This window comes from Nocardia salmonicida (genome assembly GCF_036142455.1).
Taxonomy (GTDB): Bacteria; Actinomycetota; Actinomycetes; order Mycobacteriales; family Mycobacteriaceae; genus Nocardia; species Nocardia salmonicida.
In genome coordinates, this window is record NZ_CP108014.1 from 5,891,210 (window position 1) to 5,916,043 (window position 24,834).

At 67.5% G+C, this 24,834-nt stretch carries 25 protein-coding genes; 15 read left to right on the forward strand and 10 right to left on the reverse strand.

What is annotated here, in order from left to right; translation table 11 throughout:
* Positions 1 to 4: 4 nt before the first annotated feature.
* A complete protein-coding gene (locus OHS03_RS27600) occupies positions 5 to 370 on the reverse strand; it encodes a darcynin family protein (RefSeq protein WP_328658079.1) in 366 nt (121 codons plus the stop codon).
* A gap of 29 nt (positions 371 to 399) precedes the next feature.
* Positions 400 to 1,281, reverse strand: coding sequence for an NAD(P)H-binding protein (locus OHS03_RS27605; RefSeq protein ID WP_328658081.1), 882 nt, complete (start codon positions 1,279 to 1,281; stop codon positions 400 to 402).
* Between the two features lie 104 nt (positions 1,282 to 1,385).
* Here OHS03_RS27605 and OHS03_RS27610 point away from each other — a divergent pair, with 104 nt between their 5' ends.
* The 6 genes from OHS03_RS27610 to OHS03_RS27635 all read left to right on the forward strand — a co-directional run bounded on the left by OHS03_RS27610 (position 1,386) and on the right by OHS03_RS27635 (position 6,052).
* The gene (locus OHS03_RS27610) at positions 1,386 to 1,682 is read left to right on the forward strand and encodes a helix-turn-helix domain-containing protein (protein ID WP_328658083.1); all 297 of its coding nucleotides are present in this window, start codon (positions 1,386 to 1,388) and stop codon (positions 1,680 to 1,682) included.
* Entirely contained in the window at positions 1,622 to 2,326 is a 705-nt protein-coding gene (locus OHS03_RS27615; protein ID WP_328658086.1) for a LysR substrate-binding domain-containing protein, read from the forward strand. Before OHS03_RS27610 ends, OHS03_RS27615 begins: the two co-directional genes overlap by 61 nt.
* Positions 2,327 to 2,423: 97 nt before the next feature.
* Positions 2,424 to 2,606 (forward strand): hypothetical protein, encoded by a 183-nt coding sequence (locus OHS03_RS27620; RefSeq protein ID WP_328658089.1) that lies wholly within the window; start codon positions 2,424 to 2,426, stop codon positions 2,604 to 2,606.
* 117 nt (positions 2,607 to 2,723) lie between these two features.
* Entirely contained in the window at positions 2,724 to 3,101 is a 378-nt protein-coding gene (locus OHS03_RS27625) for a hypothetical protein (protein WP_328664434.1), read from the forward strand.
* On the forward strand, positions 3,098 to 4,243 hold the full coding sequence (locus OHS03_RS27630; RefSeq protein WP_328658091.1) for a cation:proton antiporter: 1,146 nt from the start codon (positions 3,098 to 3,100) through the stop codon (positions 4,241 to 4,243). The genes OHS03_RS27625 and OHS03_RS27630 overlap by 4 nt, the downstream gene beginning before the upstream one ends.
* Before the next feature lie 117 nt (positions 4,244 to 4,360).
* Positions 4,361 to 6,052, forward strand: a complete 1,692-nt coding sequence (locus tag OHS03_RS27635) for a cutinase family protein (protein WP_328658093.1) — start codon at positions 4,361 to 4,363, stop codon at positions 6,050 to 6,052.
* A gap of 63 nt (positions 6,053 to 6,115) precedes the next feature.
* On the opposite strand, the gene OHS03_RS27640 is transcribed toward OHS03_RS27635, so the two are convergent.
* Positions 6,116 to 7,294 carry an MFS transporter gene (locus OHS03_RS27640; protein WP_328658095.1) on the reverse strand — a complete coding sequence of 393 codons (1,179 nt, stop codon included), beginning with the start codon at positions 7,292 to 7,294 and terminating at the stop codon, positions 6,116 to 6,118.
* Positions 7,295 to 7,400: 106 nt separating this feature from the next.
* Between OHS03_RS27640 and OHS03_RS27645 the strand changes: the two genes are divergently transcribed.
* From OHS03_RS27645 to OHS03_RS27665, 5 genes are all read left to right on the forward strand, one after another.
* The gene (locus tag OHS03_RS27645) at positions 7,401 to 7,850 is read left to right on the forward strand and encodes a MarR family winged helix-turn-helix transcriptional regulator (protein WP_328658097.1); all 450 of its coding nucleotides are present in this window, start codon (positions 7,401 to 7,403) and stop codon (positions 7,848 to 7,850) included.
* A 67-nt stretch (positions 7,851 to 7,917) separates the two neighbouring features.
* A complete protein-coding gene (locus tag OHS03_RS27650) occupies positions 7,918 to 8,802 on the forward strand; it encodes a hypothetical protein (RefSeq protein ID WP_328658099.1) in 885 nt (294 codons plus the stop codon).
* 271 nt (positions 8,803 to 9,073) lie between these two features.
* Positions 9,074 to 10,426: a WS/DGAT/MGAT family O-acyltransferase gene (locus tag OHS03_RS27655; protein ID WP_056823964.1), complete on the forward strand. Its 1,353-nt coding sequence runs from the start codon at positions 9,074 to 9,076 to the stop codon at positions 10,424 to 10,426.
* A 44-nt stretch (positions 10,427 to 10,470) separates the two neighbouring features.
* Positions 10,471 to 11,589: an NAD(P)H-dependent flavin oxidoreductase gene (locus tag OHS03_RS27660; protein WP_301904126.1), complete on the forward strand. Its 1,119-nt coding sequence runs from the start codon at positions 10,471 to 10,473 to the stop codon at positions 11,587 to 11,589.
* Between the two features lie 182 nt (positions 11,590 to 11,771).
* Entirely contained in the window at positions 11,772 to 13,208 is a 1,437-nt protein-coding gene (locus tag OHS03_RS27665) for a threonine/serine exporter family protein (RefSeq protein ID WP_328658101.1), read from the forward strand.
* A 9-nt stretch (positions 13,209 to 13,217) separates the two neighbouring features.
* On the opposite strand, the gene OHS03_RS27670 is transcribed toward OHS03_RS27665, so the two are convergent.
* Positions 13,218 to 13,991, reverse strand: coding sequence for a GntR family transcriptional regulator (locus OHS03_RS27670; protein WP_056823973.1), 774 nt, complete (start codon positions 13,989 to 13,991; stop codon positions 13,218 to 13,220).
* A gap of 297 nt (positions 13,992 to 14,288) precedes the next feature.
* Here OHS03_RS27670 and OHS03_RS27675 point away from each other — a divergent pair, with 297 nt between their 5' ends.
* A complete protein-coding gene (locus OHS03_RS27675; RefSeq protein ID WP_328658102.1) occupies positions 14,289 to 15,113 on the forward strand; it encodes a hypothetical protein in 825 nt (274 codons plus the stop codon).
* An 83-nt stretch (positions 15,114 to 15,196) separates the two neighbouring features.
* Here the strand turns inward: OHS03_RS27675 and OHS03_RS27680 are convergent, their stop codons facing one another.
* The 5 genes from OHS03_RS27680 to OHS03_RS27700 all read right to left on the reverse strand — a co-directional run bounded on the left by OHS03_RS27680 (position 15,197) and on the right by OHS03_RS27700 (position 20,433).
* On the reverse strand, positions 15,197 to 17,569 hold the full coding sequence (locus tag OHS03_RS27680; RefSeq protein WP_328658104.1) for a lysylphosphatidylglycerol synthase domain-containing protein: 2,373 nt from the start codon (positions 17,567 to 17,569) through the stop codon (positions 15,197 to 15,199).
* A gap of 292 nt (positions 17,570 to 17,861) precedes the next feature.
* Positions 17,862 to 18,803, reverse strand: coding sequence for an MBL fold metallo-hydrolase (locus tag OHS03_RS27685; RefSeq protein WP_328658106.1), 942 nt, complete (start codon positions 18,801 to 18,803; stop codon positions 17,862 to 17,864).
* 91 nt (positions 18,804 to 18,894) lie between these two features.
* Positions 18,895 to 19,281 (reverse strand): RNA-binding S4 domain-containing protein, encoded by a 387-nt coding sequence (locus OHS03_RS27690; protein ID WP_062990501.1) that lies wholly within the window; start codon positions 19,279 to 19,281, stop codon positions 18,895 to 18,897.
* A gap of 3 nt (positions 19,282 to 19,284) precedes the next feature.
* A complete protein-coding gene (locus OHS03_RS27695) occupies positions 19,285 to 19,851 on the reverse strand; it encodes a C40 family peptidase (protein WP_056823990.1) in 567 nt (188 codons plus the stop codon).
* Between the two features lie 330 nt (positions 19,852 to 20,181).
* Positions 20,182 to 20,433, reverse strand: a complete 252-nt coding sequence (locus tag OHS03_RS27700) for a hypothetical protein (RefSeq protein WP_062990497.1) — start codon at positions 20,431 to 20,433, stop codon at positions 20,182 to 20,184.
* A gap of 109 nt (positions 20,434 to 20,542) precedes the next feature.
* On the opposite strand from OHS03_RS27700, the gene OHS03_RS27705 reads away from it, so the two are divergent.
* The 3 genes from OHS03_RS27705 to OHS03_RS27715 all read left to right on the forward strand — a co-directional run bounded on the left by OHS03_RS27705 (position 20,543) and on the right by OHS03_RS27715 (position 23,422).
* Positions 20,543 to 21,724, forward strand: coding sequence for an ATP-binding protein (locus OHS03_RS27705; RefSeq protein ID WP_062990495.1), 1,182 nt, complete (start codon positions 20,543 to 20,545; stop codon positions 21,722 to 21,724).
* Between the two features lie 265 nt (positions 21,725 to 21,989).
* Positions 21,990 to 22,940, forward strand: coding sequence for an alpha/beta fold hydrolase (locus OHS03_RS27710; protein WP_328658108.1), 951 nt, complete (start codon positions 21,990 to 21,992; stop codon positions 22,938 to 22,940).
* 191 nt (positions 22,941 to 23,131) lie between these two features.
* Entirely contained in the window at positions 23,132 to 23,422 is a 291-nt protein-coding gene (locus OHS03_RS27715) for an Rv0250c family protein (protein WP_056824003.1), read from the forward strand.
* Positions 23,423 to 23,609: 187 nt separating this feature from the next.
* Here OHS03_RS27715 and OHS03_RS27720 read toward each other — a convergent pair whose 3' ends face one another.
* Positions 23,610 to 24,788 carry a thiolase family protein gene (locus OHS03_RS27720; RefSeq protein ID WP_328658110.1) on the reverse strand — a complete coding sequence of 393 codons (1,179 nt, stop codon included), beginning with the start codon at positions 24,786 to 24,788 and terminating at the stop codon, positions 23,610 to 23,612.
* Between the last annotated feature and the right edge of the window lie 46 nt (positions 24,789 to 24,834).

Sequence of the window (24,834 nt, forward strand, 5' to 3'; positions counted from 1 at the left end):
ACGCTCAGGTGCTGATGGTGGCTACGGGTTCGAGGCCGTAGGTGCGGGCGTAGCCGTTTTCGGTGCCGACGAGTAGGTCGATGACCTCGAAATAGCGGTCCCAGAACGGGGTTTCGCGTAGGGCGTCGATGAGGAGTTGGTAGGCGTGGTGGTCATCGGCTTCCCATACCCAGACGTCGGTGACGCGGGCGGAGTAGAACTCGGTGTCGTAGAAGCGTGACCGTACGCCGGTGGTCTTGGCCTCGATGGCTGGTAGGACCTGGGTGGTGAAGGCGTTCACGCGTTCCCGGACGGTCAGTGCGAGCCATTCGGGTGTCGTCTTGACGAGCATGAACGCGGTGACCGGTGGTTCAGTTTTCTGAGTGGGCATCGGGGTGTCTCCCAAGGTGTCGGTAGGTCTCAAGCGCGGACGGCGGGGGCGAGCGTGTGGGCGCACCACTGCTCGAAGGTGGTGGGGGACGCGGTTTTCGGGGTGCGGGTGACTCCGGCGTCGAGGCCGTGGTCTTTGGCCCGCTTCATGTCGACGACACCCTGGGCGAATGCCTCGTCGAGGCCATAGCCGACCAGCTCGGTGCGCAGTTCGTCGAACGACTGGCGTTCGTAGCGGACCGGGCGGCCGAGCTGTTGGGTCATGATGCGGGCCATGTCATCGGGCGACAGGTCGTGCGGCCCGAGGACCGGGACCTCGGCGGTGCCGGTCCACGAACGGTCGAGCAGCAGGCCTGCGGCGACGGCCGCGATATCGGCGACCGCGACGAGCGGGGCTTTGCGGTCGGCATCGACAACATCGACGAACACCCCTTTGTCGCGGATCGAGTCGACCTCCTCCAGGAGGTTCTCGAAGAAGGACGGGTTGGCCAAGGCTCGGTAGGCCACGCCGGAACCCGCGATGAGGTCGTCCATGGCGAGGGAGGCGGTGACCAGGCCCGCGCGGTCGGCGACCTTGGTACCTCGCCCGAGCGCCGAGACCCCGACTACATGGCCGACGCCGTGGACGGCGAGCGCCTCAGCGGCGGGGCGGGTGAAGCCGCTCCAGCCGTCGTGCGGGGACCGGGAGGCGTCCGGGGGAACGAGCCAGAAGACAGCATCCGCGCCGTCGAGGGCGCGGTCGAGGACGTGGGCGTCGCCGTGCGAGCCGGGAATCACCTCGACCCGTTCGTGCGCGACGTCCGAAAGCCGCGCGGGATCACGCACGATCACCCGCAGCTGCTCATCGGACTCCATGAGCTGGGCGAGCAGTGGGCGGCCGATGTTCCCGGTAGGAGCGGTGATAACGATCATGAGGGCCTCGCAGTTCGTTGGATCGGTACACCCGCCATCCTGCGAAGAACCACGCATTGCCACAATGGGAATTTCAGCACTGAATTATTGACTGAAATGGAATAATGCTGGTGAACAGCCCCGATCCGGTCATCGATGCCAATCTCGCCATCGCGCTGAACGCCCTGTTGGCCGAGCACAGCGTCACGCGCGCCGCCGCCCGCCTACACACCTCACCCGCCGCGATGAGCCGCACCCTCGCCCGTCTGCGGCGCATCCTCGGCGATCCGCTCCTGGTCCGTGCCGGACAAGTGATGGTTCCCACCCCGCGTGCCGAGCCCTGCGCGAGGAAGCCGCCGCGGTGGTGCGCAGCCTGGGTGCGCTGCTCAGCCCCGGCACCGGCGTCGACCCCGCGGGTCTGATCAGCACCTTCACCCTGCAAGCCGCCGACCTGGTCGGCGCGGCGCTGGCGCCCCGACTGCTGCAGCTGGCCGAGCAGGAGGCGCCGGGCGTCTCGTTCCGGCTGCTGGCCGAGGAGTTGGAGGCCGGATCCGCGCTTCGCGACGGCCGGATCGACCTGGAGATCGGGTCCATCGACCACATAGATCCTGAGACCCAGGTCGAAGAGCTGGTCCGGCTGCGGATGGTGGCGGCGGTCCGGCCCGGCCACTACCTCACCGAGGAACCCCTGACCCCAGCGCGATTCGCTGCCGCCGAGCACGTCGCGGTCAGCCGACGCGGCCGGTTCACCGGACCACTCGATGCCGCGCTGGCCGAGCAGAACCTTCGACGACGGGTCAGGGTCGTCCTCCCCAGCCACCTGGCCGCCATGACCCTCGCCGCCCGCAGCGATATCGTCTGCCTCGTCCCCGCCGCGCTACCCGGCGCCGACCCGTCACCCCTCACCGATGACGCGACCGCCCTCGGACTGCACCTCCTCGACATCCCCCTCGCACTGCCGCCGGTGACCATCGGCATGGCCTGGCACCCCCGCCACACCGCCGACGGTGCCCATCACTGGCTGCGCGACGCCGTCCGCCGCACCCTCACATCACCTGAGCCCTGATCGCCGCATCGCTGAGCCGGAGCGGCCACTCTACGGTTGAGCGGACGACCGCACGGCGCATCGCCTGCGGCAACGCCGCGATGAGATCGGAATCAGGGTGGGGAAGAGTACGGCGCCGGTCAATCCGGTGGTGCCGGCGTATTGGGCGGTATCGGCGGTTGGCGCGGTGCTGTATTCCTCGGCGTCCTCCATGTGGGGATGCGGTTGGCGCAGTCTGGTGCGCGGACGCGCCGCGGGATTCGATGTGCCGCAGCGACCGCAGTGGGTCGACATCTGGTAGCAGTCCATCGCTACGCCGACCACGGCCCGATACCGATCGCGCAACCGATCTACAACATGTGGCGACCCCTCGGCAAACCCGTTGGAGGGGGCGGATGATGAGTCGATGACCGAAGCGATCCTGCAGGTGAAGTGGAAGTCCGCCCCGGAAGACCACGACTATCCGGCTGCCGCCGACTATCTCGAGCTACTCGGCGACAAGGCGCTGGTAGACGCGATCGTGGCCGAGCTCAGGGCCGCGCCGGTGGTCGTCAAGAAGGTGAAGGACATTCTGCGGGCCTCCCAGCTCAATGCCCTCACCCCGGACAACCCGCATGTGCGCAGAGACCTGCTCAAGGTGACCGAGGGCAAGAAGCTCTCGCCGATCCTGCTGGTGCGCGGTGACTGTCGCCGGAACGTGCCGATGCTGATCGCGGACGGCTACCACCGGGTGTGCGCGCTGTACTGGGCCGACGAGAACATCGAAGTACCGGCCAAGATCGCCACGATGCCATGACCTTCGCGACCCTGGCGCTGGTGGTCGCGCTCGGGTTGATCGGGCCGCTGCTGGCTTTGCCCAAGCAGCTGTACCTGCCGGTGCTGCTCGGCGAGATGGTCGCGGGAATCATCTTCGGCACCACCGGTCTCGGCATCCTCGACCCCACCGATCCGATCTTCGTCTTCCTCGCCGATATGGGCTTCGCGCTGGTGATGTTCGCCGCGGGGACCCACGTGCCCGTGCGTGATCCGCAGGTGCGCACCGCGCTCGGCAGCGGTGCGGCGCGGGCCGTGCTGGTCGGCGTGGTCGCGGCGGTCGCGGGCTGGGCGGTGGCGCAGGCGTTCGACATCGGGCACGCGGCCGTGTACGCGGTGCTGATGGCGTCGTCGTCGGCGGCGATGGCGTTGCCGATCATCGATTCGATGCGGTTGACCGGGCCGCCGGTCCTGTCGCTCACCGCACAGGTGGCCATCGCCGACACCGCGTGCATCGTCGCGCTGCCGCTGGTGATCGATCCGGCGAACGCTCTCAGAGCCGCGATCGGCGCGGTAGCCGTCGCGCTCTGCGCGGTGGTGATGTTCTTCGTCCTGCGCTACCTACAGAAGACGGGTGCGCAGCGTCAGGTGCACGAGGTGTCCGAGGACCGGAAGTTCACGCTCGAACTGCGGGTGAGTCTGGTCTTGGTGTTCGCGCTGTGTGGGGTGGCGAGCGCGATGCACGTCTCGATCATGCTCGGCGGGTTCGCTGCAGGCCTGGCGGTGGCCGGGGTCGGCGAACCACGGCGGGTGGCCAAGCAGGTGTTCGCGATCAGTGACGGCCTGCTCGCTCCCCTGTTTTTCGTCTGGCTCGGCGCCCGGCTCGACCTCCGGGAGTTCGGAGAGCATCCGCGGTTCATCCTGCTCGGCCTCGCCCTCGGCTTCGGTGCGGTTGCCGTGCACTGCGCGGCGCGACTGCTCGGCCAGCCGGTGGCCTACGGCACGCTGGCCGCGGCCCAGATCGGGGTGCCCGTCGCGGCGGTGACCGTCGGTAGTCAGTTGGGGGTGCTCGTACCGGGTGAGGGCTCGGCGATCATGTTGGCGACGCTGTGCACCATCGTGGTGGCGGCGATAGCGGCCGGGCGACTCGCGGCGAAGGCGACCGCTCCTACGGTCGACCTGTGAGCCCGATCAATTCCTGTTCGCGTCAGTAACGATCTTGCTGGTGGTCACGACAATGTTCGTGACATGCGGCCCGTCGGGGGGCCTGCCCACCTGTAGGTCATTCGAACGGGATCACATATGAATCTGCGTGAGTTTCTTGCGAAACATCGCCTTGCTTCGGCTGTCGCCGCGCCTGCGGCGTTGGGGGTCGCGGCGATCGTGGCCGCCTCGTTCGCGGTGACGTCGCAGCCTGCTTCACCGCGCTACGAGCTGACCACGTCGGTGACCGAATGCCGCGAGATGGTGACCATCTCGGTGGCCGGTCGCAACGACACCCCGGTCGAGGGCACCACGGCGATGCTGCTCGACGCCAACGGAAACCCGCTGCCCGCGGCGCTGTCGGGTGATCACAGCAGCGTCTGGGTGGATCCGGTGGTGAACGCACCACGTGACGATCTGGCCGAGGGCGAGTACGCGGCGGTGTACATCGCTTACCCAGCCGATATGTCGACCTATGAGGACGCGGTCAACGCGGGTGTCGCCAACACCCAGCAGGTGATGCGCGAGATCTCGGCGGCCTGCCCGGACACCAAGTTCTCCATCGTCGGCTACAGCGAGGGCGCCGACGTGGTGCGCCGCGTGGCCGAGGGCATCGGCAACGACGATCCCGCAGACGGATACGCGACCGTGAATCCGGACGACGTGCTCGGTGTGGTGATGTTCGCCGATCCCGGTCGCAAGGCAGGCGACGGCACGTTCCTCGGTGCCGAGGACCCGTTCGCCAACCCCGACAACTTCGACCAGAAGTACCAGAACGGCACCAAGCCGATCTCGGGTCAGGGCGTGACCACGGGCAACGACTTCGGCGCGCTCAACGGCAAGATCGCCTCGTTCTGCTCCGAGGGCGACCTCACCTGCGCGGCGCCGGAGAACATCTCGCTGCTGCAGCTGGCCGCCAATGTGGGTCGCCAGATCAATATCGACGACCTGCAGCGCGACGGGCTCACTCCGGCCACCGGCCAGGACATGGCCTTCACGCTGGGCCGGATCGCGATGGCCGCGTTCTCCGATATCGGCTCGAACCCGAACTGGATGGCCAGCGACGAAACCTTCCTCGACGTGCTGCTGAAGGTCTCCGACCCGGATTACAAGCCGGGTAAGACCACCACCACCCCGGCGAAGGCCGACGTGATCGCCGGTGAGCAGCTCTCGCCGCTGGCGTACCTGCCGCAGAAGATCTTCAACGAGATCGTCGGGCTGATCGTGACGAACCAGAACACGATCCCGGTGGCGATGAGCGATCCGTACCAGCTCACCCTCGGCCCGAACGGCACCGGTCACCACTTCGACTACTGGCGTGATTCCGACTCCTCGAACGGCAAGCCGCTGACCTCGGCGGAGTACGCCGCGGCATGGCTCACGCACCTGGCCAAGCAGGCACAGGCGGGCGAGACGGTGAACACCAAGGCCGCACCGGACGACTCCTCGGTGACAGCCGCGCTGGCCGCTCCGACGAAGCCTGCGACGACCACCACTGCGCCGACCAGCACGTCGAAGTCGACCACCTCGAAGTCGACGACGACCAGCCCCAAGTCGACCACCACGTCGAAGACGGACACCAGCACCACGGCGCCGTCCACGACCGTCCCCCCGACTACTACCCCGTCGACCACCACACCGGAACCGGCGACCAACCAGGCCGCCGCACCCGCCCCGACCACGACCGTGGCTCCCACCACGACCGTGGCCCCGACCACGACGGTGGCTCCGACCACGACGGTCGAGCCGACCACCACGGTGGCCCCGACAACCACCACGCCGGCCAACTAGTCACCGACGACGAAATCCCCGGTGGGCAGCGATAACCGCTGCGCACCGGGGATTTTCGTCTGCCTAGACCGCCACGGGTTCGGCGACCGGGGGCCCAACGGCACGCTCGCCGCGAGTAGCCGCGATCAACACCACCAGCCCGGTCGCCGCGAACCCCATCCCGACCCACAGCGGTGAGACCCAGCCGAACCCGGCACTGATCGCCAGCCCGGACAGCCACACGCCGAGGAAGTTGCCCACATTGAAGGCCGCGATATTGGCCGACGAGGCGAGAGTCGGTGCGGCACCGGCATGGTCGAGCACCCGCATCTGCAGGCCAGGAGTCGCGCCGAAGCCGAAGAAGCCCATGGCGGGCAGGAGCAGCAGCGCCGCGATCTTGTGATCGGCGAGCAGCGCGAACGCCGCCAGCGAGAGCCCGAGGGCCAGCGCGAGCGCCAGCAGGGTACGGGTGAGTGCGCGGTCGGCCCAGCGGCCGCCGAGCAGATTGCCGAAGAACAGCCCGACACCGAACAACACGAGCAGCCAGGGCACCAAACCCTCGGAGAACCCGGTGACACGGGTGAGCAGCGGCTCGATATACATGAACGCACCGAACATGCCACCGAACACCAGCACGGTCATGACCAGCGAGTACCAGACCTGGGTGTTGCGGAATACCGACAGTTCGGCCCGCAGGTCCGGCCGTTCGCGGGTGGTCGGTGCGTCGGGGACGAGCGCGGTGATACCTGCCAGCGCGACCAGCCCGACGACAGTGATCACCACGAACGTGGCTCGCCAGCCCCACTGCTGTCCGATGAACGTCCCCAGCGGGACGCCGAGAACATTGGCGACGGTGAGCCCGCCGAACATGATCGAGATGGCCCCCGCCTTCTTCTCCGGCGCGACGAGCGAGGACGCGAGCACCGCCCCGATGCCGAAGAACGCACCGTGCGCGAGGGCCGCGAGGATCCGTCCGCCGAGCAGTGCCGCGTAGCCGGGAGCCAGCGCCGAGGCCGCGTTGCCGACAACGAACAGCACCATGAGCAGCTGCAACGCGCGCTTGGGTTGCCAGCGGTTGACGAGCGGCGTGAGCGCGAGCGCGCCGATGACGACGGCCAGCGCGTAACCGGAGATGAGATAGCCGGCGGTGGGCACCGAGACGCCCAGGTCGGCCGCCGCCGGGGAGAGCAACCCCGCGATGACGAATTCGGTGAGTCCGATGCCGAAGCCCCCGAGCGCGAGAGCGATGAGACCGAGTGGCATGTGAACGCTTCCTTCCAACAAGAGCCGATTACCCGCGTGTGCAACTAACGATAGACGACGCTAGTTGCACACGCGCTATATTGCAACCGCCAGCTATACTCGTCACATGGGTATTGCTGATGACGCCATCGAGGTGCGGGCGACCGGCTGGCGCACCCTGGCCGCGCTACACGGGCACATCGAGACCGCGCTCGAACGCGAGCTGGTGCGCGAGCACGAGCTGTCGATCGTCGAGTTCACCGTGCTCGACGCACTGGCCCGCCAGGATGGCTGGCACATGCGGATCTCACAGCTCGCTCGCGCTGCCGCACTCTCGGCGAGTGCGACGACCCGACTGGTCAATCGACTGGAAGACCGTGGCTTCCTGGTGCGCGTGCTGTGCGCCGACGACCGCCGCGGCATCTACACCGAACTCACCGAAACCGGTCGAGCCGCCTACGAAATGGCGAAACCGACCCACGATCGAGCACTCGAAACCGCACTCGCCGACGCTGAGCAGATCCCGGAACTGGCCCCCCTCATCGGTTTTCTGCACGGGGTTCCGACGCCGAGCTGACACGCGACATCGATGCCAACGCGCCGATCATGGTGACTGTTGCGGGCACCGGTGCAATGATCGCTTGGTGACTCAGTGGCTTCCACTCCTCGGCTCGCTCCCGGTCGCCGGCGCAGTTCTGGTCGGCCTCATCGCCAACAACCGAACCCACCGCGAAGGAATCGCGGCCGCCGATGAGCGCGGCAGGCAGGCACTCGACGCCGCGCAGCGCAATGTCGAGCTGTCGAATATGGTGGGCGACCAGCGCGATCACGAGGCGTGGCGCCGCGAGGCGGTGCTCGCCGCGGTCGCCTCGATCCTGGAGACCTCGGCCTCGGTGCGCTCCGATCTGACCACCTGCGGCGAGTGGGATCTGGTCACGGCCGACGAGATCGACGGCGTCGGCGCGCAGATTCACAAGGTGATCTGGGATCGCCCCGGCAGCATGCTGACTCGCCTGCGGGTGGTGGCGCATCGCCGGATCCCCAACAAGTGCGAAGACCTGCTACGCACCCTCACCGCCGCCCAGCACATCACGATGCAGCGGCTGAAACTGCACATCGACGTGGAGGCGACCGTCGAGGAGCTCGAGGAGATGGCCTCGCTGTGGCAGAAGGCGATGCGCCACGCGGCCGAGCAGGAGCGAGCGCTGGTCGAGACGACGCGCATCGAACTCGGCATCGAGATCGCGTCGAAAGGCACGGGGGTAGAGCCTGTTCCGGCGCCTCAACCGACGACCACCGAAACCCGTTCGGAAGAAGTCGCCTTCGAGGAGGTCGCCGAGGAGCGGCCCGCCGAGTCGGAGCAATCAGCCGAGCCGGAGCAGGCCGTCGAGCCGGAGCAGGCCGTCGAGCCACAGCAGGCCGTCGAGCCACAGCAGTCGGTCGAGCCGGAGCGCGCGAATGAGGCGTCGCAGCAAGATGATCCGCGCGACGCCGTCGACCCGCGCGAAGCACAGACCGTCAAGGTCTGACCTCGACGAACGCAAGCCGGCCCGGCCGGATGCTCATCGCGGTAGCGGCTCCAACAGCTCGTTTTCGAACAGCTCGAGCATCCAGTAGCGTTCCGCCGAATGAACATCCGGCGAACAGCATAGAGTTCGTGATGGTCTGAGCGTTCAGCTGACGCGACACCATAGGGCCGGGTAGCGTGGATATATGGCACGCAGGGGTGCCGTACCCGACAGCGTGGTCGATCGTCTGAAGACTTTTCACCGAACCACTCTCGTCAGGGGGCGATCTCTCATGGATTTCATCGCGCCGTTGGATGCGCTGTTCCTGCTCGCGGAATCTCGTGAGCACCCGATGCACGTCGGATCACTGCAGTTGTTCGAACCGCCGGAAGACGCCGGTCCCGAATATCTGCGCGAGTTCCGCGACACCTTGTTGGCCGACAAGAACGTTCGGCCCACTTTCAGTAAGCGGCCCGCTACCTGGCTGGGCGCACCGCAGATGGCATGGACCCAGGACGACCACGTCGACCTGGACTATCACGTACAGCGCAGCGCCCTGCCCGGACCGGGCAAGATAGACCAGCTGCTCGACCACGCGTCGACCTTGCACAGCGGCCTGCTCGACCGGCACCGGCCGATGTGGGAGGTGCACTTCGTCGAGGGCCTGGCCGACGGACGTTTCGCGCTTTACTGGAAGGTGCATCACGCACTGGTGGACGGAGTTTCGGCCCAGCGCCTCATGCGCCGCACGCTGAGCACCGATCCGTTCGCGACCGAGCTCATGCGGCCGTGGAACCTGCCGCGCAAGGTCGGCCCGGCACGCCCCGGCAAGTCACGGCTCGGCGGGCTGATCGACACCGTCACCTCGGCGCGCTCGTCGACCACCGCGTTGATGAAGGCGACCCGCACCGGCCTGCTGCAGCAGCAGCTCACCCTGCCGTTCGAGGCGCCGCGCACGCTGTTCAACGTGCCGATCGGCGGCGCCCGCAAATGCGCGGTGCGCAGCTGGTCGATGGATCGGGTCAAGCAGGTGAAGAAGGCCACCGGCGCCACGCTCAACGATGTGGTGCTGACGATGTCGGCGGGTGCGTTGCGGGCCTATCTGCTGGAGCGCGATGCCCTGCCGGACAAGCCGATGATCGCACTGGTACCGATGTCCTTGCGCGAGGAAGACGATGTCGACAGCCAAGGCGTGAAGGTCGCGGCGCTGCTGTGCAACCTGGGTACCGATATCGCGGATCCGCTGGAACGTCTTCGGGTGGTGAGCGAATCGACGCGTCGCAACAAAGAGGTGTACCGCTCGCTCACGCCGATGCAGACGCTGGCGATGGCCGGGGTGATGTTGAGTCCGCTGGCGGCGATGCTGTTGCCCGGGTTCGCCTCGGTGGCGACGCCGCCGTTCAACATCGTCATCTCGAATGTGCCCGGTTCGAACGAGTCGCTGTACTGGAACGGCTCGCGCCTGGACGCCACGTATCCGCTGTCGATCCCGCTCGACGGGCAGGCCGTGAACATCACCCTCACCTCCAGCGGCAACAACCTCGATTTCGGCCTCGTCGGCTGCCGCCGCACACTGCCCGACCTGCATCGACTGCTCGATCACCTCGAGGATTCCCTGGTCGCGCTGGAGGATGCCGCGCTCTAGAAATTAACCATTTTCGACTAAAATAGAACGTGTTACAGTTCGGTATGCGTACCGAATTCTGCGAACAGCTCGGCATCGAGTTCCCCATCTTCGCCTTCACCCACTGCCGCGACGTCGTAGCGGCGGTGAGCAACGCGGGCGGGTTGGGGGTACTCGGCGCGGTCGGCTTCACCGCTGAACAGCTCGAGGTGGAGCTGGCCTGGCTCGACGAACACGTCACCGGCATCTACGGCGTCGACCTGGTGATCCCGTCGAAATACGAGGGCAAGGGCGTCGACGGGCTCACCCCCGAGCAGCTGGAAAAGCAGCTGGCGCAGATGGTTCCGCAGGGCCACCGCGACTTCGCCCAGCAGATCCTCACCGACCACAACGTGCCGGCGCTGCCCGACGGTGAGCACCACAACGAGTTGCTCGGCTGGACCGCGACCACCGCGGGTCCGCAGGTCGACGTGATCCTGAACCACCCCAAGGCCAAGCTCGTGGCCAACGCGCTCGGCACCCCGCCCGACGACGTCGTCAAGCGCATCCAGGATTCCGGCCGGGTGATCGGCGCGCTGTGCGGCTCGGTCAAGCACGCGATGAACCACAAGGCAGCCGGCCTCGACTTCGTCGTGTGTCAGGGCACCGAAGGCGGCGGACACTGCGGCGAGGTGTCCTCGCTGGTGCTGTGGCCGCAGGTGATCGACGCGATCGGCGATGTGCCGGTGCTGGCCGCCGGTGGCATCGGCAACGGCGCGCAGGTCGCGGCGGCCCTGGCGATGGGCGCGGCGGGCGCGTGGACCGGGTCGCTGTGGCTCACCGTCGAAGAGGCCAATGTGCCGCCCGCCCAGATGGACACCTACCTCGAGGCCACCAGCCACGACACCATCCGCTCGCGTTCCTGGACCGGCAAGCCGTGCCGCATGCTGCGCAACGACTGGACCGACGCCTGGGAATCCACCGAGACCCCCGACCCGCTGCCCATGCCGCTGCAGATGATGGTCGCCCTCGACGGCGTCAAACGCGGACACCGCTACCCCGAGGCCGCCAAGGACGTGAACTTCAACCCGGTCGGGCAGGTCGTCGGCATGATGAACAAGGTCGAACGCAGCGCCGACGTGGTCAACCGCCTCGTGGAGGAGTACGTCACCGCCTACGACCGCCTCACCCGACTCAACGGCTGAGCTGGGTCGCCACGAAGATCGGTGCCCGGCCGATAACTGTCGGCCGCGCCCGATCCCAGCACTCCAGAACCTTCGACGCACCTCTTCCGCACCGCACCTGCCCTACACTCGGCATATCTCACCAGCGATGCGGGGCGGTGCGCCCCCCGCAGCATTGCCCTACGGTTGCGGACGGCGGTGACATGGCTTCGGAGGAGTACGCGGGCAACACGTGGAAAGTGGCCAGGACCCGAGTCACCCACGCCATCGCCAAGATTCGCGAGGAATACGCGAAGGCCACGCCACGGCCCACCGAGCACGCACCCGTCGACCCGCCGGTACCCGCCGATCTGCTGAATCTGCTGTGCCGCATCGGCGTGGCACTGGTCGGCGCGGGCGAGACCTCCGCACGGGTGCAGGTCATCCTCGACAAGTTGTCGCGACGCTACGGCACCGACAACATCCATTTCATGGTGTTGCCCACCGCGGTCTTCGTCCGGGTACGCACCGACGAAAGCTCCGCGATCGACATGCTCGACGCCCGCGTCGGCACCCTGCCGCTCGACCAGATCGACGGCCTCTACCGGCTCATCGACCAGATCGAGCAGGACGCGCCGCCGCCGAGCCAGGCGTCGATAGATCTCGACAAGATCCTCACCCAGAAGCCCGGCAGTCCGCCGTGGCTGATCCTGCTCGGGCAGGTGGTACTGACCGTCGGCATCGGCATGATGCTCAACCCGGGCGCGCGGGCGCTGGTCGGCTATGTGGTGCTCGGCCTCGTCGTCGGCGCGCTGACCCAGCTCGCCGACAAGGTGCGGCTGCTGTCGATGGCGTTGCCGGTGGTCGCTTCGGCGGTGGTCGCGGCGCTCGCGTACGGCTTTCCCGGCGCGCTCGCCGGTGGGCAACCGCAGCAGTTGCTGATTCCCGCGGTCGCGACGCTGCTACCCGGCGCGATGCTCACCAACGGCACGATCGAGTTGGCGACCGGATCGATGGTGGCCGGTGCCAGCCGGGTCGTCTACGGCATCAACATGCTGTTCCTGCTGGCCCTGGGTTCCTACGTGGGGATCAGCCTGCTCGGACCGCTGTCGGATCCGCCGGTGAACACTGCCCAATTGGGTTGGTGGGCACCGCTGCTCGGGGTGCTGCTGATCGGCTACGGGCATTCGTGGCGGTCGAGCGCGCCGCAGAACACGGTGGGCTGGCTGCTGCTCGTCCTCTATGTCACCTACGCTGCCCAGGTTCTCGGCAAGCACGTGTCCGGTCCGCTGACCGGCACATTCCTCGGCGGGCTCGTCGCCGTGAACGCCGCGTATCTGATCCAGAGCCGCAAGCACGCGCCACCGACGCAGGTGGCGTTCCTGCCCGCGTTCTGGATGCTGGTGCCCGGCGGGATCAGTTACACCGGGATCTCCGACCTGGTCACGCATTCCCTGTCGGGTGTGTCGAGCGGCGGGCTGGAGGTGTTGGTGTCGGCGCTGCTCTCGGTGATGTCGATCGCGCTCGGCGTGATGGTCGGGTCGGGTCTTGCCACCGCGCACACGCCGCGTGTCAGCACCCTCATCGACACCGTGGTGCCACACCATCTGCCCTGGATACATCCCGCGGGCACGTCGAAGAAACCCGACTCAGACAGCTAGCCGTTCGGTTCAGACGGCCGAGCTCAGAGGCACCGTGTGGATCGGCGTCTCGCCGACGAGCTGGCCGAAGCGGGCGATCACCTTCTCGTGGTACAGCGCGAACAGGTCTTCGAACAGCGCGAGTTGCGCCTCGCTCGGCGGGGAATCGGCGTCCCATACCGCGAGCAGCGCGCGCCAGACTAGTACGTGCAGATCGGGGGCGACGGCGAAATAGGCGGCGATCGCCTCCGGCACTTCCACGACCATATCGGCGATCGAATTCAGCACCGCGCGTTGCATACTCATCTCGAGCACGCCGAGGAGCTTGCGCACCAACGCGATCTCGGCGGCGATGATGCGCGCGTGGTCGGGCACGGCGTGGCGCGCCATCGCCTCCAACTCGTCGACGGCGGCGGCGAGCTCGGCCGGATCGAGCACCTTCTCCCCCGCGGTGTAGGCGAGCAGCGCCTCGCCGACGATCCCGCGCTCCACCTCGACGATGTCGGTGAACATCTCGGCGGCGACCGCGGGCGCGGTGATCGAGAACCGGAACAGGTGCCGGTAGACGTCCATGCCGCCCTCCACCCGCACATCGCGGATGGTGAATCCCTTGCCGCGCCTGGCCTCGACGAATCCGTAGGACTCGAGCCTGCCGAGGATGAGCTGGGCGGTGGCGCGGTTCATCCCGAACTCGTCGGCGACCTGACGCACCGACGGCATCAGCTGGCCGGGGCGGTACTCGCCGGTGGCTACCCGGCGCGCCAACTCATCGGCAACGTCGGCGACCACCGTCCGGGATCCCATCGAAACACCTTTCGGTCATCATCCGGCTACGTCCCAGACAGTTTAGGCGCTGGAACCCGACCCCGCACCCACCTACCTGCGCTGTGGGGCGGTTCACGTCACTCAGCTGTTCATTGCTTGGAACCGACCGAACAGCTTGTTCGGCAAGCGGTGGGCAACCCCGCCGATACCGAGGCACGCGATGCCCGAACCGCAGATCGTTCGCCGGGCAACGCGCGCCGCTGGATCAGACAGCACTGTGCGACACCGTGATTGAATACGCAGGCAACAGGGCAGCTAAACATCTTGGGAGGAATTGTGAGAACAACTCGGCTCGCCGCGAGCGCGGTTGCCGCACTCGCCGTGATCGCAGGCTTGTCCGGCTGCAGCAAGGACGAGGAGGATCACTCAGCGCACGCGTCGAGCACCACCGCGACGCCGACGACCTCCGCCGCGGCCACCACCGCGACGAAGCTGACCGGTAGTTCGGCCGCCCCGCTGCCACCGCCGAGTCCGACCCATCCACCGCAACCCGCCCTCCAGGACGTGAACTGCGGCCAGGTCACCGGCGGAAACGGCGCCACCGCCGAGGTCATCGTGTTCGCCTCCGACGCGGGCCGGGCCGGCTGTACCGAGGCGATCGATGTCGTCTCCGATTACCTCGGTGTCCCGCGCACCGGTGACGCCGCGGCCGTCGACGGCTGGACCTGCGAACCGCAGCCCGACACCACGGTGCCGCATATCTGCGTCAACCAGGGCCTGACCATCGGCCTGCGCGGCAACGCGGCACCGGCCAGTCCGCCGCCGCCCGCCCCGAGCCCGGTCCGCACGGTCGACCCGACCATGCCCCCGGTAACGACCACCAGCAGCGTCCCGCCCGTCCCGCCGCCCGTCGTCGACGACGTGAACTGCGGACCGGTCACCGACGCGGGCGGCGCCACCCGCACCGTGATCGCGATCGGCACCGCCGACGGCCGTCCCGGTTGCACCGAGGCGATCAACGTGGCCACCACCTACGTCACCACGATCGCCCCGTCGGATTCGGTCGTCGTCGACGGCTGGCAGTGCAATTCCCAGCCCGATACCCAGGTCCCGCAGGTGTGTTCGAAGGACGGCCTCGTGATCGCCCTCCGAGCAATCTGATTCTGGAAGCCTCGTCTTCGCAGCCCGCCCGATTCTGGACTGACCGAAGGGCCGCGACTCGAGCGCGCCAGCGCTCCAACAATTCAGATCATGTCCTTCTTGTCGAGCCAACCCATCACCGGCCAGCCAAGACCGACCGGGATCCAGCAGGTCAGTACGCGGTAGAGCAGCACCGCGGGGACCGCGATCTCGGCCGGGACGCCGAAGGCCGCGAGACCACCGATCAGCGCCGCTTCGACCGCGCCGACGCCACCGGGTGTCGGCGCGGCCGAGGCCAGCGTGCCGCCGATCATGGTGACGATGGTGACGGCCACGAAATCCGTGCCACCACCGAAGGCTTCGACGCTCGTCCACAGCGCCAGCGCCTGCCCGAGAGTGATCATGCCGCAGCCGCCGACGATGACCACGAAACGCTTCGGGTCCTTCGCGAGGTCGACGAGTTCGCCGAACACTTCCTTGACCTGCGGGCGCACCGAATGATTCACCCAGCGACGCAGCGTCGGCACGAACATGAACGCGCCGATCAGCCCCACACCCACGCCCGCGGCCAGATACAGCACCGTCGCGTCGGGCACGATGTGGGCCAGGTTGCTCGACGTTCCGGCCACCACACTGAACACCACGAGCAGCACCAGGTGGGTGAGCACCTGCATCGACTGCTGCATCGCCACCGCGGCCGTAGCCCGCAGCGTGGACATGCCCGCCTTCTGCAGGAACCGCACGCTCAGCGCCAACCCGCCGACACCGGCGGGGGTGGTCGTCGCCACGAAGGTGTTGGCCAGCTGCTCCACGAGCAGATAGCGCATCTTGATCAGGCCGTCCGCACAGGCACCGAGCGCGGCGGCAGCGCCGACGTAGGTCAACCCCGACACGGCGAGACCCGCGAGCGCCCACCACCAGTTGAGCGTGCGCAGCTGACTGAAGAACGTCGGCACCTGGCTGAAGAACGGATACGCCACGTAGACCAGCGCGACCAGTAGGACGAGCTGGATGAGCTGGTTGCGGGAGAAACGGGTGATCTGCTCGGACTGGATGCGGTCGTGGCCGGTTTGCCTGCGCACCTCCTCGCGGGCGGTGGACATCACCTTGGTCCACTGCGGCACCGACTTTCGGATGCCGATCGACATGGCCGATTTCGTCAGGCGCCGGGCCGCGACGGCGACCTTGTCCTCGCCGAGTGCCTCGATCGCCGCCGAGACCGCCTCGTGTTTGCCGTAGAGCGAGGTGGTGGTCACCAGCAACTGGGCGATGTCGGTCTGACGTTGCGACTCGGCCGAACCGAATTCGGCGGCGGCGAAACCGCCGAACAGGGTGTCGCCCTGGCTGACTCGCACGAAGTCGGGTTGCAGATCGCCGAGGCTGATCTGGTTGTCGTGCAGGCGAAGCAGCGAACGCCACACTCCGGGCAGCACCTGCGCCGACAAGGTCGCGATCGGCGTACCGCGAGGCATGGTGTGCGCGTACAGCATCCAGCCGCGACTCAGGCCCGCCACCACGACCTGATGGCTGTCGGCCATCCCGAGGTCACCGATCGCGATGCCGAGCAGCGCCCGATGTTCCACCGCACGGTGCATCGATCCGTGCAGCGGTGCGGTCTCGCTGGAGCGGAAGGTGATCCAGCGCCACACCTGCCGGAGCGCGCCGAAGCTGCGCTGGTTCTTGCCGTACAGCTCGACGACGATCTCGTCTTCGGGCCCGTCGACCTCGGTGGCGAGCAGCAACGGTCCGCGCCCGGCAGGCCGGTCCACCCGGAAGGCTTTCACGGTGTGCCCCCGCCCGGCGAGCACTCGGACCGCGGCGTCGAGGGGCACCTCGAGCGCGGGCGTGCCGACCAGCCAGACGATCACCGCGCCGACCAGCCAGCCGACCGCCAAGCCGAGCATCGCCCGCGCGGGCACCACCGAGCTCACCACCAGGTGGATCGGCGCGAACATCAACAGCAGAAACCACATCCAGCGCCGGGGCCGCACCGGCAGCCACGGGCTCGACACGGTGAGCATGGCCGCGAGCATCGCGATCCAGCGTGGATCGTCGAGGAACTGGGAAAGGAAGGTGTCGAAGCGGTCAGGGACCGGCATGTGCCATTTCGGCGTGGAGATGCCTGCGCCGGTGATCGACAGGGCGAGCACCGCGAACAGGCCCGCCGCCCCGTACCCGGCCAGCAGCTTCCACTGCCTGCGCAACACGAGTTCGATGAAGATGGCGAACGGCAGTGCCAGGATGAGCATTCCGTAGATCAGATAGACCATGGTCGCCTGGTCCTGGCTGAGGAAGTCCACGATCTTGGCGACCGAGCGTTCCAGCGCCAGCCACTCCGGCCGGGTGATCAGCGAGCCCGCGACCACCACGGCTACACCTATCCCCGCCAGCACCACCCGGACGATGTCACTGGTACGCCGGATCAGCGGTTGCAGGAGTTTTCCCGTGACCGGGATCTCCCGACCGTCGACTCGCATGAGCCGCACGATACACACCGACACGCCGCAGACCCGCCGGGACATCACCCAACCAGCACGGTCGTTCCCGCGTGCCGTGAAGCCGATCACAGGCCGTCACAAACACTGGCGTTACCCCGTCCAGGAAGTAGGAAAACCTCCACTCAGCCGGAAGGAACGATCATGCAGCTTCTGCTCGCAGGTGAGCCGGTTGGCCAACGACGAATTGGGTTGGAGTCCTCGATATTCCAGCGTTTCCGCCGGTCTCGCCGCCTGACGGATCGATCCACCGCTTCCGGATGCGTTACGCGGGTCAGTGCGGCGCTCTCGCCATGACAGCGGCGCGGTCGTGGCCGGGGATCACTTCGATATCGGCCGGAAGGGCGTGCAGTCGGTGAATGGTTTCGAAGGCCCGGTCGCGGTTGGCGTCGAGTAGTTCGCCCAGGAGCGGAGCCTTTTCCCGGATGAGGTCGATCTGCAGGGTGCTCCAGACCGCGTCGCCCGCGAGCAGGACGCGGGAGCCGTCGTCCACGGCGAGCAGGATGCCGACACTGCCGGGAGTGTGGCCTGCCAGGTCGACGATCAGGACGGAGCCGTCACCGAACAGGTCGTGACTACGGGCGAAGGTGAGTACCGGCGGGCCGTCGAGTTCGTAGAGGTCGAAGGCGCGCCCGCGCAGCGGCCCTCGGGCGACGCCGAGCGGCACCTGCGCACCGGCCATGGCCCACCGGTACTCGATATCGGGCACGCGGATCGGGACCAGGCCGGGCAGTTCGTACAGCCCCGCGACGTGGTCCCAGTGCAGATGTGTCGGCAGCACGAAGTCGATGTCGTTGCCGGTGAGGTCGTGGTCGGCCAGTACCTCGCTCAGCCCGTGCACCGGGCTGTCGGGGGCGACCAGCAGCGGCACCGGAAAGGGCAGCTCGGGCAGCACTCGCTGGTGCACGCCCGCGCAGATCGCCGGGTCGACCAGGAAGGTGGCCTCCGGGTGGCGGATCAGGAACGTCGACATGGTCAGCTGCGTGGACCGTAGGGTCCGCACACCCTCGGCGACGATCGCCGTCGGCGCGGACAGCTCCGCCTGCACGAGCGCGGTCAGACCTACGGTGTTGTGCGCGGGAGGGACGGGAACGCACTCCAGCCCGTCGAGAAATGCGGTGTCGGCGCCGCGCGGCCAGAGCAGCCGTGGACCCGTGGTGAGGACACCGACCCAGCAAGCGAGAACAGTCGATAACATCGTCGTGCGCTCACCCATATGTGCCACCGTAGGCGATCGCCCACACCCCGACCACCGGGCCAGGTCGAGCCGCTGTTGTCAGCGGCCAACGCCCGATAACATTCGGCGTCTAGTCGGTGCGGCCCATCAACCGATCTGTTTCGCGTCGTTCACGTTTCGTGGGCCGACCCGCACCACGCTCGCGCTGCGGCAGGGTGGCGAGGACTTCTTTCGGAGGCGGCGGCGGGCTGCGATCGATCAGGCACTGGGCGGCGACGGGCGGACCGACGCGCTTGTGGATGATCCGCTCGACGACGACGATGCGCTCGAGGCCGGCATGACGGACTCTGATCTCGTCACCCGGGCGGACGGTCAGCGCCGGTTTCGCCGTTACCCCATTAACGCGCACATGCCCGGCGCGGCAAGCTTCTGCCGCGGCCGAGCGTGTTTTGAACAGGCGCACTGCCCAGGTCCACGCGTCGACGCGGGCCTGGGTCTCGGAGTGCTGGGGGGTCACCCCTTAGACGATACGGCGAGCCGTGACGACGTCGTCTGCGCTGAGGTGGGTGTAGGACACCGGGGTGCCCGACTGCACGGCGTTGAGGAGCTGACCGTTGCCCGCGTAGATACCGACGTGGCCGCCACCGTTGGTGATGACGATGTCACCGGCCTGCAGGTTGTCGAACGAGACGGGAGCGCCGACGTGCGACTGCTCGAAGCTGGTGCGCGGCAGTTCGACACCGGCCTGGCGGTATGCCCACTGCACGAGGCCGGAGCAGTCGAAGCTCTGCGGGCCCGCGGCACCCCAGTTGTACTGGGCGCCCAGCTTGCCGCGAGCGGCATCGAGGGCGACGTTGCCTGCGGTCTGCTGCTGCGGCTGGGAGAACGGGTTCTCGAAGTTCACGCTGGGGAGCTGCGGTGCGGCCTGGCCCTGAGGGGCGACCATCGCCTGCAGCTGCTTCTCGACCTGCTGTGCCGGCTGCTCGAGCTCTGGCGGCAGATCGAAGTTGCCCAGACCGGGGATGTTGATCGTGGCAGCCTGCGAAATCGCGGGCATCGCACCGGTTGTAGCGGCCACCGCGCCCATGACGAGGGCGCCCTTGACGGAATTCGGCAGTCGAGAATCCCGCTGCAAGCTGTGTTTACCCACCGAGACGAGTCTCCGATCTTGCTACTCTCCCGCCGCTTCGTCGCGAATCGCTTGGCGATCATGACTATTCGGCGGTGACCCAGTGGCGCCGCTTCTCTGACGAACCGACAGACTCCACTAAGTCACGAGAAGATTACGGCCTGTGATGAGCGCTGTCCAGCGAAGCACGCAAGTTGTTTTCTTCCGACCGGAAAAGCCCAGAACAAGGGTTACGACACCGGCGTGTCGGCGCGAGTAACGGTTTCATCGTCATCGCCGCGCGGCGCGTTACCGATCGCGCAGCGCGCGCTCGAGTTCGTCGATGCGCGTCCTGGCGTCGGCCAGGTCGACCTCCAGCCTGCCCAACATGATCATCAGCGGCCCGATCGCCAGGTCGGCCACCACCTGCGGATCCGGGTCGTCGTAGCCCGCGCCGATCGTTGCCAGCAGGCCGCGCCGGATCGTGTCGGCCAGGTGCGCGCCCTGCGGCAGCGGCCAGCTCGCCACGATCTCCGCGGTGGTCTGAGGTTCGGAGGACATCGGGCTCCATTCCGGAATCGACGGCAGTTCTCGGTTTCGCTAGCAGTATCTAGGACACAGCCGAGAGTTACCGAGATTCTCCCGTGCCCACGCGCTACGGTTATCCGGCATGGACCCCGTGCGCAATCCGTATGCACCCGGCGCCGGCCAGCGTCCACCCGAATTGGCCGGGCGCGACAAACAACTCGCGGCGTTCGACATCGTGCTCGAGCGCATCGCCCGCGGCCGACCGGAACGCAGCGTGATGCTCACGGGCCTGCGCGGTGTCGGGAAGACCGTGCTGCTCAATCAACTTCGCTCCGCCGCCATCTCGCGCGGCTGGGGCACCGGCAAGATCGAGGCACGGCCCGACCAGGATCTGCGCAGGCCACTGTCCTCGGCTTTGCACATGGCGGTGCGCGCGATCGCGATGTCGCACCGCAATCCCGAGCGCGTCGACGATTTCCTCGGCATCCTCAAGGCCTTCGCGTTGCGCGCCACCGCGGACAAGGGCATGCGCGAACGGTGGCAGCCCGGTATCGATGTGCCCGCTGTGACCGGCCGCGCCGACTCGGGCGATATCGAGATCGATCTGATCGAACTGTTCAAAGAGGCGGCCGCCCTCGCCGCCGATATCGGGGTCGGCATCGGCATTTTCATCGACGAAATGCAAGACCTCGGCCCCGCCGACGTGTCCGCGATCTGCGGCGCGTGCCACGAACTGAGCCAGGACGGCGCGCCGTTGATCGTCGTCGGCGCTGGCCTCCCCCATCTGCCCGCAGTGCTCTCGGCCTCGAAAAGCTACTCGGAGAGACTCTTCAGCTACCACCGCATCGATCGCCTCGACCGCCAGTCGGCCGACCTCGCCCTCATCGCGCCCGCCGAACGCGAGGAGGTGAAGTTCACCGAAACCGCGCTCGATTCGCTCTACCAAAGAGCTGACGGCTACCCGTATTTCGTCCAGGCCTACGGCAAGGCCGCCTGGGATCAGGCACCCGAGAGCCCGATCACCGCCGAGGACGTCGCGGTGGCCTCCCCCGCGGCCGAAGAGGAACTGGCGGTCGGCTTCTTCGGCTCCCGCTACGAACGCGCGACCCCCGCCGAACGCGAGTACATGCGCGCTATGGCCGACCTGGCGGGCGACGACGCCCCGGTCGCCACCTCGGCGGTGGCCGCCGAGCTCGGCCGCAAGCCGGCCTCGGTCTCCCCCGCGCGTGACGGCCTGATCAAGAAGGGCCTCATCTACTCGGCCGAACGCGGCACGATCGGCTTCACCGTCCCCCACTTCGGCCGCTACCTCCGGAGCGTATGAGCGTCTTCGGGTTTCTAGTAATTCACCTAGAGATACGAAGAATGCCCTGCGGAGCTACGCCTCGACAGCAGTCTACAAATTTCTAGTGAAAGTGCTAGATCTCCGAAGATTGTCCTGAGTAACGATGCGCGCCCACCCGGAATCGTTTGCGCATCGAGTGGATAACGCGAGGGTTGACCGGTTAACACGCTGGAAACCTTCTCCGAAACACCAGGCAGGAACGCATATTCCTCAGGGCGTCCCGCCGCAGACGGAGGAGGCCGCAATGTCGAAGACCTTCCCTATCACCGGCACCGGCGGTCGCCGCTGCACTGTCGTCGCCGATGACGGTGTGCCCATCGCGGTCCGCAGCTTCGGCGACAATGACGCGGCCCTGACCGTCGTTTTCGTCCACGGCCACTGCCTGCACACCGAATCCTGGTCGTTCCTGCGCGAACATCTGCTGCGGGATTGGGCCGCCGACGCCCGCATGGTCTTCTACGACCATCGCGGCCACGGCGAATCCGGGCACGCCCACCACGCCACCTACACGATCGACCAGCTCGCCACCGATCTCGACGCGGTGCTGCGCGCGGTCGTACCGACCGGGCCCGTGGTACTCGTCGGACATTCGATGGGCGCGATGGTGGTGCTGGCCTACGCCCGCCTCTACCCGGCGGCCATCGGTCACCGGGTCGCCGGGATCGGCCTGATCGCGGGCGCCGCGGGCGGCATCACCGAGGTCGGCCTCGGCAGACTCCTCAATCGGCACGCTGTGGCCTCACTGCAGCGCGCGGTCGTGGCCGCGCCCAGGGTGATGCAGGCGTCGAAGCGCTTCTCCCGCTGGATCTTCGGTCCGCTGATCCGCGAGGCGAGCACGGGCACCCGGCGCCTGAACCCGCGCGTCGCGGCCATCGCCACCGCAGTGCTCAACGAGACCGCGCTGCTGACCATGTCCGGCTTCCTGAGCTCACTGCTCGACTTCGACGAGGCGAACACCCTCGCCCGCTTCGGCGATCTGCCCGCTCTCGTCCTGGCGGGCTCGGCCGATCTCATGGTGCCGTTCACCCACTCGGTGGTGCTGGCCTCGCAGCTGGCGGGCGCCGAGCTGGTGCGGATCGAAGGCGCCGGTCACAGCGTGATCCTCGAACACGCCGAGGACGTCGCCCACTCGATCACCACGCTGGTCGACCGGGCGAGGATCGGCGCGCGCACGGGCTACGCCGTCGCTGGGTGAGCGCAACAGTTACCGGACGGCAATCCTGTGTTCTCCCACAACATCGGGCGTAAACCGAAAAGATCCGTTATTGTGGTGGAGATCACGTTGTGTGGTGAGTCACACGGCTCGGTGCAGTGCGGCCCGGGACTTTTCGGGCGTACCCGTGATCCGGCGAGTCGGTATGCCCGCCATATACACAGGAGGTAACGATGACACGCAGCGATATCGCGGAACTGCGCTACGCGGTCGGCCAACTCCGGCAATCGATCGGCGCACTGCGCTCCAACTACGGCGACGCGGCCACCATCCGTCGTCTGGAGAACGACCTCGAGCGGCTCGTCATCGACGCCGAGGACTTCGAGCAGGCACCACCGCCGGAACTCGCCGTCCCACGCAGGTCGGAGCCGATCTACGTCCCCGACAGCAAGTCCGACGAAGCAGCATGGATGGGCGCCCAGGACGAAGGCCTCGGCTTCCACTCCCGCCCCAGAACGAAGTAAGAACCTGATCACCGGCGCGACGGCCCTGCCATCAGGGTCGTCGCGCCGACCAGTATTTCTGGAGCGCTGGCGCGCTCGAGCGGGGCCCTTCGGGCCCCCGATCTTCCCTCCCTACGGGTACTCCTTCGTCGCACCCTTCGGTCAGTCCAGATCGGGGCGGGCCCCTTCGGGTAAGGACATATCAGGACTACCCGGCTCGGTGTCGGCCCAGTTTGCGGGTTCGGGAGCCGTGGAAGCGGGCGCCTCGTGGGACTTCGGTCGGTTCGTCGGCTTCGGCCGATTCGAACAGGGCCGCGATCCCGTGATCGTGGCCGAGCGCGATGGCCTCCAGTCCGTAGCGACCGCCGGTGCGGCCCAGTTCGTGCAGCATCGTGGTCATGATCCGCAGGCCCGTGGCCCCGACCGGGTGCCCGAGCGCGATGTCGGAGCCGTTCACATTGAGCCGGTCGAGTGGGTCGAGTTCCCATTCGGTGGCCAGTGCGAGCACCTCCACCGCGTAGCCCTCGTTGATTTCGAGCAGATCGATCTCGTCCAGCGAGCAACCGGCTCGCCCGAGCAGCTTCGAGACCGCGGGCGCTGCCCCCAGTCCGGGACCCGCGTTGTCACACCCGGCCGCGGCCCAGCCCGCGAGAAACGCCATCGGCGTCACCCCGAGCTCGCCTAGCCGGTCCTCGGCGACGACCAGGCACGCCGACGCCCCGAGCCGATGCGAACTCATGTTTCCGACTGTCACCACGCCCTCGCGCAGCAGCGGGCGCAAACCGGCCAGCGTGTGGGTCGACAGGTCGTCGCGCACGCCCTCGTCACGGGTGATCTGGTGATCGCCGAACCCGGCGGCCACCCCGACGACCTCGGCCGCGAACGCGCCCTGCCGCCAGGCACGAGCCGCCTTGCGATGACTGGCCACCGCGAACTCGTCGGCGGCATTGCGGTCGATCCCGTAGTAGTGCGCCAACCGCTCTGCGTTGTGCAATCCCGCGGCCCCACCGGGTAGCCCCGCATGGGTCGTCGCACATTCCACCCCGCCCGCGACCACCACATCCGCGGCGCCGGTCTGGACCATCATCGCCGCGGTGATCACCGCCTGGAGACCGCTACCGCCGTGTTTGTCGGTGACGAAACCGGGTACTGCGAAAGGTAATCCGGCACCGCGAGCGGCGAGCGAACCGACCGCGGGCACATCGGAGAGGCCACCATCGATACAGGCCATGGCCACATCGTCGATGCGTAGCGGGTCGATTCCCGAGCGTTCGATCACGGCGGACAACACCGTGGTCGCCAGCCACTCGGCGGGCATCCCCGACAACGCACCGCCCTCCACGCCACTGGGCGTGCGGACGGGCGCCACGATCGCGGCTCTTCTCATTGCGCGTCACGCTCCTCTCCCCGGCACGGGGGAATACCTGTCACAG

What these genes read in the sequence shown, in the direction of transcription:
- OHS03_RS27600 (WP_328658079.1), bottom strand. Translation starts at nt 370, where the DNA reads ATGCCCACTCAGAAAACTGAACCACCGGTCACCGCGTTCATGCTCGTC.
- OHS03_RS27605 (WP_328658081.1), bottom strand. Translation starts at nt 1,281, where the DNA reads ATGATCGTTATCACCGCTCCTACCGGGAACATCGGCCGCCCACTGCTC.
- OHS03_RS27610 (WP_328658083.1), top strand. Translation starts at nt 1,386, where the DNA reads ATGCTGGTGAACAGCCCCGATCCGGTCATCGATGCCAATCTCGCCATC.
- OHS03_RS27630 (WP_328658091.1), top strand. Translation starts at nt 3,098, where the DNA reads ATGACCTTCGCGACCCTGGCGCTGGTGGTCGCGCTCGGGTTGATCGGG.
- OHS03_RS27635 (WP_328658093.1), top strand. Translation starts at nt 4,361, where the DNA reads ATGAATCTGCGTGAGTTTCTTGCGAAACATCGCCTTGCTTCGGCTGTC.
- OHS03_RS27640 (WP_328658095.1), bottom strand. Translation starts at nt 7,294, where the DNA reads ATGCCACTCGGTCTCATCGCTCTCGCGCTCGGGGGCTTCGGCATCGGA.
- OHS03_RS27645 (WP_328658097.1), top strand. Translation starts at nt 7,401, where the DNA reads ATGGGTATTGCTGATGACGCCATCGAGGTGCGGGCGACCGGCTGGCGC.
- OHS03_RS27655 (WP_056823964.1), top strand. Translation starts at nt 9,074, where the DNA reads ATGGATTTCATCGCGCCGTTGGATGCGCTGTTCCTGCTCGCGGAATCT.
- OHS03_RS27660 (WP_301904126.1), top strand. Translation starts at nt 10,471, where the DNA reads ATGCGTACCGAATTCTGCGAACAGCTCGGCATCGAGTTCCCCATCTTC.
- OHS03_RS27665 (WP_328658101.1), top strand. Translation starts at nt 11,772, where the DNA reads ATGGCTTCGGAGGAGTACGCGGGCAACACGTGGAAAGTGGCCAGGACC.
- OHS03_RS27670 (WP_056823973.1), bottom strand. Translation starts at nt 13,991, where the DNA reads ATGGGATCCCGGACGGTGGTCGCCGACGTTGCCGATGAGTTGGCGCGC.
- OHS03_RS27680 (WP_328658104.1), bottom strand. Translation starts at nt 17,569, where the DNA reads ATGCGAGTCGACGGTCGGGAGATCCCGGTCACGGGAAAACTCCTGCAA.
- OHS03_RS27685 (WP_328658106.1), bottom strand. Translation starts at nt 18,803, where the DNA reads ATGGGTGAGCGCACGACGATGTTATCGACTGTTCTCGCTTGCTGGGTC.
- OHS03_RS27695 (WP_056823990.1), bottom strand. Translation starts at nt 19,851, where the DNA reads ATGGGCGCGGTGGCCGCTACAACCGGTGCGATGCCCGCGATTTCGCAG.
- OHS03_RS27700 (WP_062990497.1), bottom strand. Translation starts at nt 20,433, where the DNA reads ATGTCCTCCGAACCTCAGACCACCGCGGAGATCGTGGCGAGCTGGCCG.
- OHS03_RS27705 (WP_062990495.1), top strand. Translation starts at nt 20,543, where the DNA reads ATGGACCCCGTGCGCAATCCGTATGCACCCGGCGCCGGCCAGCGTCCA.
- OHS03_RS27710 (WP_328658108.1), top strand. Translation starts at nt 21,990, where the DNA reads ATGTCGAAGACCTTCCCTATCACCGGCACCGGCGGTCGCCGCTGCACT.
- OHS03_RS27715 (WP_056824003.1), top strand. Translation starts at nt 23,132, where the DNA reads ATGACACGCAGCGATATCGCGGAACTGCGCTACGCGGTCGGCCAACTC.
- OHS03_RS27720 (WP_328658110.1), bottom strand. Translation starts at nt 24,788, where the DNA reads ATGAGAAGAGCCGCGATCGTGGCGCCCGTCCGCACGCCCAGTGGCGTG.